This is a genomic window from Burkholderia sp. 3C (assembly GCF_054589155.1).
Genome location: NZ_BAAILN010000087.1, coordinates 102,646 through 114,547, shown reverse-complemented (window position 1 = coordinate 114,547; position 11,902 = coordinate 102,646). Strand labels below are relative to the sequence as shown.

The 11,902-nt window shown below is 60.7% G+C and carries 7 protein-coding genes; all 7 read left to right on the top strand.

All coding sequences use genetic code 11. The features are described from left to right. Nucleotides 1–2,336 (top strand): hypothetical protein (locus tag ACYP33_RS15695; RefSeq protein ID WP_459622746.1); only part of this gene is annotated, 2,336 nt, incomplete at its 5' end. 54 nt (nt 2,337–2,390) lie between these two features. Continuing rightward, entirely contained in the window at nt 2,391–3,428 is a 1,038-nt protein-coding gene (locus ACYP33_RS15690) for a DUF6708 domain-containing protein (RefSeq protein ID WP_459622745.1), read from the top strand. Between the two features lie 144 nt (nt 3,429–3,572). Then, the gene (locus tag ACYP33_RS15685) at nt 3,573–4,691 is read left to right on the top strand and encodes a hypothetical protein (RefSeq protein ID WP_459622744.1); all 1,119 of its coding nucleotides are present in this window, start codon (nt 3,573–3,575) and stop codon (nt 4,689–4,691) included. A 1-nt stretch (nt 4,692) separates the two neighbouring features. Beyond that, nucleotides 4,693–8,250, top strand: a complete 3,558-nt coding sequence (locus ACYP33_RS15680; RefSeq protein ID WP_459622743.1) for an ImcF-related family protein — start codon at nt 4,693–4,695, stop codon at nt 8,248–8,250. 16 nt (nt 8,251–8,266) lie between these two features. Then, nucleotides 8,267–10,081, top strand: a complete 1,815-nt coding sequence (gene tssF, locus ACYP33_RS15675; RefSeq protein WP_459622742.1) for a type VI secretion system baseplate subunit TssF — start codon at nt 8,267–8,269, stop codon at nt 10,079–10,081. 14 nt (nt 10,082–10,095) lie between these two features. After that, nucleotides 10,096–11,142, top strand: coding sequence for a type VI secretion system baseplate subunit TssG (tssG, locus tag ACYP33_RS15670; protein WP_459622753.1), 1,047 nt, complete (start codon nt 10,096–10,098; stop codon nt 11,140–11,142). Nucleotides 11,143–11,186: 44 nt separating this feature from the next. Beyond that, nucleotides 11,187–11,831: a type VI secretion system lipoprotein TssJ gene (tssJ, locus tag ACYP33_RS15665; RefSeq protein WP_459622741.1), complete on the top strand. Its 645-nt coding sequence runs from the start codon at nt 11,187–11,189 to the stop codon at nt 11,829–11,831. Nucleotides 11,832–11,902 lie beyond the last annotated feature (71 nt).

Sequence of the window (11,902 nt, the reverse complement as noted above, 5' to 3'; positions counted from 1 at the left end):
CGCAGCGGGCCAACGGCAAAGGGCTGGTATTTGCGCTGTTCGATCCGATCGGCATCACGGCGACATTGAACGGCATTCGGAACCGAAAAGCCGGCGAGCTGGCCCACTATCAAAAACAGCATGTGCGCGAACGCTTTGTGGGCGACACGATTTTGGGTTTGAAAAAATCGTTCGAGGATCAAGGCGACGCGGCATTGTGGACCGAAAAATTCGGCAGCCGCTACGACGCCGCGAAGCTCAATAGCGATCTGATCGCACAAAAGAACGTCACGAACGGCTATGACGCGAAGCTTAACGTGTTGGCCGACGACGTGGCGAAGTGGAATGGGGCTTACCGGGAAGATCTGCGCTGGAAAGACTTCGACGAGAAAAACGACGCCTCGATGTGCGACATGCAGGACGCGTTTGCGCAGTGTGTGCTGGGCGTGGGCAAAACAAAAGCGGAGTGCGACCTGTGGGACACATGGTTGATGGCCGAGCCCAGCGATCCGCTGGCGCCGCTATGGAAGTCTCTTGCAGGTTCCGCACCGGGCTTGTTGACCACCGTGCTGGGTTCGGGGCTGCCCGACATTGGGCGGATGGACAAGATCACCGACACGCTCAAAGGGGCCATCGACGTCAATCAGGATGCGGCCAATCTTGCAGCGAAGATGAAGGAAATGCAAAGCAGGTTCGCGCAAGCGCACGCGAAGTTTGCCTCGTGGCGGGCGAATCGGGCGCTTGGCGAGTCGCAAGGCCTGATCGGGATGGCTGCGGGTGCGCAATTGATGCGCTTTGCGAAGGTACATCCGGCCGAGTTCGAAAAGGTCGGCTATTACCTGATGATGATCATGACCTCGACGACGACGATTGCGTTCGATAGCCAGACGTTGATCGTGAATAGCGTGAACGATTTGGTGATGAAGATGTATCGCGCGGTGCGCCCGCCGACAGACGCAGCGTTGAAGGTGGTGAAGGTAGCCGGGCAGGCTAGCAAGCGGACCTTTGTGGCCAGTGCGGAAGGGGCGGTTCAGGTGATCGAGACGCAGGTGATCGAGCGAAGGATGGCTTTGGGCATGTGGTTGCCGGCCGAGGCGGTGGAGAGTGAGGCGGTCAAGGTGGTGCCGAAGGCGATGCCGTTGCTGGCGGAGGCGCAGAAGGTCAACCCGTTCGGGAAGGTGCTGGAGCTGACGAGATCGAGGTTGTCGTGGGTTGGGTTTGTGTTGGCGTGCCTGAATATGACGAGCGTGAGCATGACGCTGGCGAACACGACGGCGAGTGATTCGCTCGATGCACGGAATAGCGTGTGGGCGGGGTTTACGTCGGGTTCGTTGCTGCTGCTGGGGGCTTCGTTTGAATTGTCTGTGAAGGCAATAGAAAAAGGTTTTATCAATCGCTTCCTCTGGATGAATGCAAAGCAGGTGACGCTTGCGGGCGGACTGTTGGGAGCGTTGTCGACTGCAGCCGAAGGGGTGCAGATGTTTTATAAATTCCGAGATCGGCAGTCGGTGGGAAATACGGAGGCTGCAAATGCTTATAGCATCTCCGCTGCCTCTTTTATGGTCGCGTCAATTGCCACTCTTGGCGGTACATTGGCCGCGGGCTATGCAGCAGGCGTATTTACCGGAGCGTTGTCCTTTCTCGCGCCAGCAGGTGCCGCTGCAGCCGTGGTCCCGGTCGGCGGCTGGATTATTGCAGGCATGATTTTGATCGGGGCAGGCTGCTATTTCGCGTATCAGGCGGCCGTTGGGACCAGCATGCCGCTGCAGGACTGGGTCGCCCAAAGCCACTACGGAACCGCACCGAGTCGATACTTGGATCCCGCGAAGGAAATGAATGGATTACGCGATGCGTTGTATGCGTACAGCCTGGAAATTGACTGGGTGGCCGCGACATTCGTGTTGGGGCAGGTGGGGCCAAACGGTTTCGATACGGTGCGTTTTACGCTGACCTTGCCCGGGGCGAGTACGTCGAGCGTGATTCGTTGCGCAATTTCGATCAAATCACATTCAGGTAGTCAGACGATCTTCAACGAAGAAGTTCATCCTGCCGCAGCGTTTAAAGGTGGTTTGATGGATCCGCATATGCCGGAAATGAAGGCGATGCCGAGTGGACCGAAGAAGCCGATGACGTATTACTGGGACGAAGTGCCTCGATTGAGCAAGGCAGCGTCGGGAAGTTACCAATATAGCGGCGTGCTGCGCGTAGATCCTTGGCGATACTCCAGCGCGTCGATTGATCTGCAATACCGCCCTGATCCGGCGGATCCTCAGTTTGTGATTCCGAGTTCGGGTAATCCGGTGGCGATAACACGTAATGCGATGGCAGATCTATCTCTGATGTCAATCGTGATGTGAGGGTGAGTTATGGTAGCTAAAAAAAACGGAAAATGGGCTAATCGGATGCGCAAGATGAGTGCGTATGGCCCACTTGATCGCGCGTTACGGCGATGGCGTTTTCTGGGGGCGGTGCGCTTGAGCACCGGCATGAAGCCCAATGGCGATGCGATGGTGTATCGGATGAACGAGACCACGCTGGAGATCGGGCAGGGTGTCAATGCATTGAAGGGAATGGTTGGCTTCGCAGGATTGTGTGGCGTGGCTATCGTGATATTGAGTATTTGCATGATTTCTATATTTATTTATGACTCTATTGAATTGGGATTTTTGGGGTGGATATTTTATATGGCAGGATTAATATTTTCATCTTTTATGGGAATTTGGTTTTTATCTATCTTCATAACAGATTTTTTCGGCTACACCGACGCCTTACTCCGTTTTGATCGCGTGCGCCGCAAAGTCTGGATGTTTGTCGGCACGCGCGAACCCATCGAGCTGGATTGGGACCACGTGAAGCCGGTTTCACAAGGCGTCACGCCCGCCGGCAACATCAATACATTTCAGGCCGTGTTGCTGGTCGATCTCGACGCCGACGGCGACGTGAAATTCGAAGGCCGCTTCCCGCGTATCGCAAGCCTCGGGCAGACGGCGTTGAACGAGCAAGAGGCGATCGGCCAGTACGAATACGTGCGCCAGTTCATGGAAAACGGACCGCACGGTTTGCCGCCATGCAAAATGTACCTGGAACACCGCAGCAATTTTCGGACGATGGTGGGATTCGGCACGCTGGACCAGATCCGTGCTTATCCGGCGAGCGATGAAGACAATCATCTCAAGAAGATTGTGTTGGCGACGTTGTTCTGGACCGTGATGAGCTGCGCGTTTCTACCGTTCTCGATGTCAACGTGGCTGGCGTACCGCCTCAATCGTGTGCCCAAATGGCCAGCCCGAATCGAAGCCTATGCGGCAGAAGGCGGCCCGCTGCATCCGCCCGAGGGTGCGCAGTCGCTGAATCGATCGATTATCTGGCGAGAGGTGCCGTTTATCGTGCTGTGGCTCGGCACCGCGTTCAGTGTGTATGGGTGGGTTGCCTCCCATTTCATTGGATGAGCTCGGCACACACTTCGATTTTTATTCGTTTTCGTTTGATCGAATCGATCGCGACATAACCCTGTTCTCGGTATTTTTATGCCCTGGCCCATTCCGACCATACATTCGTACCCGAAACCCTCGCCGTTGAGCTGGCCGAGGTGGTTGGGCGCGTTCGTATTGGTGATGGCCGCTGGCGCATCGCTGATGTTGTTCCTTTGGCCGCCTGCAAAATCGACGCATACCACCGAATTCTGGATATGGCTTCTGGGCGCTCCGCTTACCGCGTATCTGGGTTTGTTGGGCAGCCGCCGCTGGCATTACGAGCGCACGACGATCAGACACGACGTGTGGGAAGAAAAACGTGCATCGCTTGATCGCGATTGGATCGAGTGGGGCCGGCTCCATGTTGGCGTGGTGCACGCAAGTTGCTTTCTTCCCGCCACGCATTCGATCGACGAGTGGATTGCCGATGAGCCCAAACTCCCGATCAACCTGAATCGAGCCGTGTCGATGGGGTGGTTTTTTGCAAGCTCGTCGGAGCAATGGTTGACGCATTTGTTGTCGCTGGTCGTCGAGCGTTTTGCCGAAACGATTGAAGCAAACATCCAGGAACTCGAAGTTGCCATCGTGCTGGATGCCGCTATGGTCGTGGCGTTGGAGGCCGCGCAGTTCGATTGCCAGTCGACATTGGGAGGGCTCTTGCGCAAGCGCGGCATCGACTTGACGGTGCTGGTTGTCAGGATTCACCGCGAGGCGGGTGTGGAAATGATCGATGGCTGGATTGATCGGCCATCTGCAATTCCGGTTTTATTGATCGCTGGGCAACGGGCGGCGGATCCGGCCAGCTTTAGCGAAGCAGGCGTGGCAATCCTGCTCGCAATGCCGGCGGAAAAAAGGTTGACGCCAACCGAAGTGCTGATCCGGCGGCCATTGCTGACGGACGCCCATGCACTCGGCAACGATTTTGCGGAGCTGATGCGCGTGCAAGGCAACCCCAGTGCGAATCTCGATATCTGGCATGCCGGGCTCGACCAGGAAATGCAGGGAACGATTCTCAAGGCGGCGAGTGTGGCGAGAAATGGGCGTGCCGTTTCGCGTGTGCAGTTTCAGGAGCACATGATCGATTCGGCATTGGGCACGTCCGGCCCTCAGAGTATCTGGATCGCCTTGGCGCTGGCTTTGCAGGCGGCTTCGCGTCGACAGCAGCCGCAGCTTGTCGCATCAACCCATGGCGCATCGTCGATTGCGCTTGTCATGGCAACATCGGAAATCGAAGACTGAAGTGAAACATCAAATTCGTTGGGGATGGCTGGCCGCAGTCATGGCGGCCTGTCTGGCAGTGGCCGGGGGCGTGGCTTCGACCGTCGATCATGCCGCTATCGCTGCCTGGTTTAACGCACACTGGATCGGCGCACTCATTGTTGTGGCGGCTGCTGCCATGCTCGCGATTCTGTTTCGGCCAACCCGCGCCGCGGAAGAGCGCCGCGCTGACGCCTTGATCGATAAGGCGAAGCTCAAACCAGACGCCATGGGCCATGCCGACGCGGCGGCAAACGACATCTTGCGTAACCTGCAGCGTTTGCGCGAAAGCCTGCGTGCCAGAAACGGATTGCGGTGGCGCTATCGTCAGCCGTGGCTGTTGGTGATTGGCCCCGAAAGTGCGGCTGTACCTTTATTTCCCAACTTCAAATCGTCGGAATGGGACATCGTTGGCGAGACCGTCATCCTTTGGCACAAGCCCTTTCCCGACGGCCAGCTGAACGCGGCCTGGCTAAAAAAACTGGCCAAGATGCGGCGTGGCCGCCCTGTCGACGCGGTGCTTTATCTCGTCGATGATGCGACCGAGGCCAATCGGCTGGGTGTTGCGACCGCCAATATGCAACTGGCTCGCATTGCCGAGCTTTTGCATTGGTCCGCGCCGACCTATGTGATCAGCGTCCTCGATGTTGCGCACGGCACCCATGCGGTGGCTGGAAAAATTGGCTGCGAGCTGCCGTCACGCGCCGACGCAGATGCAATCGCGCACCAGCTCGAAACCCTGCACGCCACGGTATCGGATCAGGGAACTCGGCATTTGGCTCGTGATATCAACGATCTCCATCAGGCAACAATCGCACAGTCCATCGAGAGCGAAAGCAAGTCGCTGGCACAACTCGTTGCCGAGATCATGAGCGGGCCGCGCGCAGGCGTTTCTGTTCGCGGGATTTTCTTTGTATCGCCGCGAGTGGCCGCCAATCAAGTCGACCTTGCCGACGGTGCCCGGGAAAATGAGCCGCTCTGGCGCCATATCGGCGAGTGCGCGAAATCGGTATATGGTCGGCGCGTTGGCTTGCACCCGGTGACGGTATTCAGTGTCGCGGCGCTGGGTGCACTCGGTATCTGGTGCGCGGGCTTGCTGGTGTCGGGTATCTCGAACGCCCATCAGCTCGCATTGACCAGGCAGGCGCTGACGGAATTCAAACGAGCACCCGATACGGCCATTCGGTTGCGCAGCCTGCTCGCGTTGCAGCAGCGTATCGAGTTTTACGAATATCGGGTGCAGCACCGTACTCCGCTTTTCTCCCGCTTCGGCCTGAACCACGACCAGGACATGCTCGATGCACTCTGGAAGCCCTACGCACGCGAAGTCCGTTCGCAGCTCATCGCATCGGTGCAGCAGGATATCGAGGCGCAACTGGTCGATCTGATCCAGATGCCGACGACCGAGCTCGACGACCAGACCAACCGCCTGACGCTCGACGGTCATGCCGCACTGAAAACCTACCTGATGATGGCGGAACCCGCGCGAGTCGATGTGGCGTTCATGACGCCGCAGCTCGTGCGTCACTGGAATGGCGGAAAAGGGCTGCTACCCGGTGAAAAGCTCGATCTGTCGCAACGCCTGCTGTCGTTCTACGCGCAGCACTTGAGTGCCCATCCCGACTGGCGCATCGCGCCACGGGAAGCGCTGATCGGCGGCGCGCGTCAGGCGCTGCTGGCCGTGATCGGCGTGAAGAATTCCGAGGACACGATCTATCAAGGCATGCTCGATGCCGTCGGGCGCAAATATTCCGACCAGACGCTGGCATCGCTCACGCCAGGCACCGATACGCGGGGCTTGCTGCGGACCACGGCGAGTGTGCCCGGCATCTATACGCGCCAGGCGTGGGACGGCACGATCGAGGCCGCGATCGATGCGGCGGCCAAGAGCAACGGGGTGAGTGCCGATTGGGTGATTGGTGCGGCGGTTACCGCGAACGCACCGTCGAATGCGTCACCCGACGCACTACGTGCGGCACTGCGGGCGCGTTACTTTGCCGATTACGCAGAGCATTGGCAGACGTTCATGAACAGCATCGCGAGCGAACCCGCGACAAGCTTGCCGGCCGCCATCGCGCAGTTGAAGCTGATTGCCGATGCACGTCAGTCACCCGTCATCGCGCTGATGAAATCGCTCGAATACCAGGGGGGCGCGGGTGCGGTTCGGACTTCGCTGTCCGATACGCTGGTGAACAAGGCACAAAATCTAATCGGCAAGAAAGACGACACCGCGCTAGCAGCGGCCCCCGATCCGGCGGGGCCGCTGGGCGCATCGTTCGGTCCGGTTTTGCGGCTGGTGGCACAGGGCAATGCCGCGTCGGGGGCGAGCAGCGATCTGAGCCTGCAGCGTTTTATCGAGCGCGTAACCTCGCTGCGCCTGAGGCTGCAACAGATCGCAGACAGTTCCGATGCCAATAGCGAGGCGCAGCAGGTCGCTCAAGCGCTGTTTCAGGGCAAGAATTCGGAGCTGGCCGATACGCTGGGTTATGCGCAGTTGGTGGCCGCGAGCCTGGGCGAGCAGTGGGCCGGGATGGGGCAGGCGTTGTTCGTGAAGCCGGTCGTGCAGGCCACGCAGACAGTCCTCGAACCTGCGCAAGCCAGCCTGAACGACGCATGGCGTCAAACCATCGTCGCGACCTGGAACCGCTCGTTCGCGGGCCGCTATCCGTTCGCGAACACCGCCAACGATGTGTCGTTGCCCGAATTGTCGCGTTTCCTGCGGCCGCAAGGCGGGCTGATCGGCGCGTTCCTCTCGACGCAACTGGCGGGCGTACTGACGCTGCAAGGCGATCAATGGGTGCCGGCATCGGGCGGCAACGGGGCGGGCAACGCGGCCCGCACGGTCGATCCGGCGTTTCTCGATGCGATCAACCTGCTGCAACGGATCGCCGCGCACCTGCTCGCACAGGGCGAGCCGCAGTACACGTTCGAATTGAAGCCGGTGCCCGCGCCCGGCGTTACCGATACGCGCCTGACGGTCGACGGGCAGACACTGCACTATTACAACCAGCAGGAAGCGTGGCAGACGCTGACCTGGCCATCGAGCGAGCCGCAGAAAGCCGGCACGCGCCTCGAATGGCAAACCGAGCAGTCCGGCACGAACCTGAACCTCGAATTCGGTGGGCGCTGGGCATGGGTGCGGATGCTGGAGCGTGCGCGTGTGATGCCGGTGGATAGCGCGACCTACCAATTGACCTGGCAAGCGACGCCCCGCGCGTCGGATGCGAAGTCGGCTGCCGAAGACCACAAAGCCGATCAGCCGGATGACCCGGACACCCTGACCGCACAAGGGCCGCTCGTCGTTGCGCCGGCGTCGCTCACGCACCCGCTGACCTACTTGATTCGGACCGATGTGGGTAAGGGGCCGCTGGCGTTGTTGGCGCTGCGCAATTTCGTGTTGCCGACGCGCATTTTCATGGGGCGCGGCACACCGTCTCGCGCGAGCGGCAACGCTGCCATGCCGCCGCCATTGCCGCCCGCCGCACGGGCGGCTGCGCGCCGGGCAGCCGTTGCCATTCCGAGCGGCCCGGCGCCGCAATGACAAGACAGGACAGACGATGACGAACGCGATCAAGGACAACGAGGTCCTGCGCTATTACGAGGCGGAGATGCGCTATCTGCGCGAAGCCGGCCAGGAGTTCGCCCATGCATTTCCGGACCGGGCGCGCGAGTTGGGCCTGGATCGCCGCGGTGATCGCGATCCGCACGTCGAGCGCCTGCTTGAAGGTTTCGCATTCCTGATGGGACGTTTGCGTCATAAGCTCGACGATGAGCTGCCCGAATTGACCGAAGGGCTCGTCAGCATGCTGTGGCCGCACTATCTGCGGATGATCCCGTCGCTGTCGATTCTTGAGCTCAAGCCGGACATGGGCGCGTTGCAAAAGCACGAGCGGCTCGACGCCGGGCTCGAAGCGACGTCCGGGCCGGTCGCCACGGGCGGCGCCGACGGCTCGGCCACCCACATCGAATGCGTGTATCGCACGACGCAGCCGGTTGATCTGTATCCGTTGTCGCTGACCGAAGCCGGTGCCCGGGCACGTGAGGATGGCCGCTCGGTGATCCGCTTGCGTTTCGCGATTCAGCCGCAGGCCCAGCGCGAGCAACTCCAGGTGCCGCGTGTGCGCCTGTATCTCGATGCCGATCGGCCCGTCGCACTGGCGTTGCACGCGGCACTGACCGCGAAACCGCTGGCGTTGCAGGTGCGCGTGCCGGGATATCCGGCGGAGCGCCCCGGTGCACCGCTGGAAATGAGGCGCCTACGTCTGGAGGCCGCGGGGTTCGCGGCGAACGAGCGGTTGTGGCCCAAGGCCGACAACGCGTTCGGCGGCTACCAGTTGCTGCTCGAGTATTTCACGTTCCCCGAGAAGTTCATGTTTGTTGATCTGCTCGGACTCGACCTGCGGGCGATTCCGGCGGCTGCGCCGTATTTCGATGCCGAGGTGGTGCTGGAAAAACCTTGGGCGGACGATATGCGATTCGACGCCGACAACATCCGCTTGTACTGCACCCCGATCATCAACCTGTTTCCGATCGAAGCCGATCCGGTCAAGGTCACGCAGTTCGAGACCGAATATCGAGTGCGCGCACGCGATCAATATGGTCCGCAAGTGGATATCTACTCGGTCGATGCGGTGCAGGGGATCGAGCGCGGCCGTCGTTTCGAATACACGCCGTTTGCGGCCTTCCGTCATCGCGGTGGAATGCTGCGGCATCAGATGCCCGAGCGGTATTTCCACACCCACATGCGTCGTGCGCCATCCGGGCGCTTCCATACGCAGTTGGTGCTGGGCGGCCATGCGTGGGACAGCGCAAGCGCAATGCCGCAGGAAACGCTGTCGCTGCGCGTGACGGGCACCCATGGCATGTTGCCTCGCAAGGCGCTGCGCGACGCCAGTATCACGCGGATGCGCGCGGGGTTCACGAATATCCTGTCGGTGCGCAACCTGACCCCGCCCACGGCGCCGGTCTACCCGCCGACCGGGGACCGTTTCCAGTGGCGGGTGCTATCGCATCTCGCTCCCAATTACCTGTCGCTGCTCGATGCCGAAATTCTGCGTGGCTCACTTGCGCTGTACGACTGGACCGATGGCGAACTGAATCGTCGGCGCATCGAGGCGATCATCGATGTGCGTCATCGCCCGCTGCAAAAGCTGGTGAAGGGCGGCTTGATGCGCGGCGTCGAGATCGTCGTGACGGTCGACAGCGGGCGCTTTGCCGGCACGGGTGACCTCGAACTCTTCGGTGCGATGCTCAACCGGTTTCTGGGCCTGTACGCGACGGTCAATCTCTATACGAAGTTCGTGATGGTGCAGCAGCCTACCGGCCAACGTGTGGAATGGCCGGATACCAAGGGCGAAGGAGCGCCGTTGTGAACACGCCGCAGCGGATGCCGACGGCGTTGCCGCCCGCCCAGTCGAATCGACCGTTGTTGCCGATGCTGCTCGATCAGGCCCGGCGCATGAATTTCTATCGCTTCTGCGCGTTACTCGAATTGGCCGAGCCGGAAGCCGCGCCGTTGGGTAGCACGGATTCCCCCGCCACAGACCCGGTGCGCTTTCGTTCCCGTGCGCATCTGGGTTTTCCGGCGCGCGAGATTGACTGCGTCGAATTCGACGATGATCGGCCTGATGCACCGCCCGTTGTGCGCACGACGTTTCTCGGGTTGTATGGCGTCGATGCGCGGATGCCCGCGTACTTCGTCGACGAGATCGCGAAGAATCGTGACGGCGCCGAGCCGTTGGCGGCGTTCCTGGATCTGTTTCATCACCGAATCACGACGCAGTTTTATCGCATCTGGCGCAAATATCGTTATCCCGCTGGTTTCAGGCACGACGGGTTCGATACGGCATCACGCGGGCTGTTGAGCTTGGCGGGGCTGGGGTTTCGTTCGTCCGATACACGCATGCCCAATGGCGGATTGCCGGCCGAAATCGACACGCGCACGCTGCTGTCGATGCTGGGTCTCGCCGTCGAGAAAACCCGTACCGCCGAGGGCTTGGCGAGCGTACTGCAACACGCGGTGCCGGACGCAACCATCGCGGTCGAGGAGTTCTATCCGGTGTGGCGCATGGTCGATGATGTCGAGCCGGCGGCGTTGGGCGAACAGTGTTTGCTTGGACGCGGTTTTTACGATCGCTCGAATACGCTGCGGATCGTGATCGTGCCACGCACCCGTGAAACCGTTGCCGCATTGATACCCGGAAGGCCGGCATATCGCCGGATCATGGCCTTGCTGCGCTTCTATCTGGGCTACGAGAGCGAGGCGTTGCTGGAGATGCTGGTGGCGCCGGAATTGATGCCGGCACCGTTGCTGGCCGCCGGGCAGGCAAACCTGGGGCTGACCACGCAACTGGCCGCCCCCGCCACGACCGGCAACCGGCAACCGACGCGCGTTCAGCTCGGAGGTTGGGACGGTGCGACGGAACGCGATTGAATCCCACCCGGCATTCGGCAGGATGTCAAACATGGAACACGAACATGCAGCACGAGCATAATTTGACGACCCCGATCCAGCGCAATCTGCTGCTGGCCGGCGCGATCTTGGCGCTTGTTGCCACTGCGGGTTGCGGGATGGGGCAGGCCGTGGCGAACAATACGGTGGAGGCGGCCAAATGGGTATTTACGACGCGGGTGAGGACGATGAATATCGATCTCGTCGCGCGCTCCGCACTCAATACCAGCGACACGGGCCAGCCGTTATCGACCGTGGTTCGGCTGTATCAGTTGAAGGATGCGCGAGCGTTCAACCAGCTCGATTATGTGCAGTTGCAGACCAACGATCTGGCGGCACTCAAGGCGGATGTGCTCGCGACGAAAGACGTCGTGCTGCGGCCCGGCGCGAGCGTGAGCCTGAGCGAGCCGATGCACGAAGACGCGCAGGTGGTGGGGGTCGTCGCGTTCTTCCGTGAACCGGGCCATGGCGCGGTGTGGAAGTTGACGGTGCCGAAGCAGCAGTGGAAGAAAACCGATCCGATCAAAATCGAAGTGCGGGACAACATGCTGGCGTTGGCGGGCGCCGATCAGGCACCTGTCACACGCGCCTCGCCAAAACAAAGTCTGCCGGTCACGCGGGAGAGGTCGCCGGTCGCGGGGAAACAGGCTGGTGTGGACGGGGAGGGGTGACCCTCATGCCGCGGCGAAAACGGCAGACGGCGCGGCAGGGGTAGAGGCCAGGGCCGAAGCCCCAGCCCGTC

Bases quoted from the DNA above. Each gene is read 5' to 3' on its own strand.
- ACYP33_RS15690 (WP_459622745.1), top strand. From the start codon at position 2,391: ATGAGTGCGTATGGCCCACTTGATCGCGCGTTACGGCGATGGCGTTTT.
- tssF (WP_459622742.1), top strand. From the start codon at position 8,267: ATGACGAACGCGATCAAGGACAACGAGGTCCTGCGCTATTACGAGGCG.
- tssG (WP_459622753.1), top strand. From the start codon at position 10,096: ATGCCGACGGCGTTGCCGCCCGCCCAGTCGAATCGACCGTTGTTGCCG.
- tssJ (WP_459622741.1), top strand. From the start codon at position 11,187: ATGCAGCACGAGCATAATTTGACGACCCCGATCCAGCGCAATCTGCTG.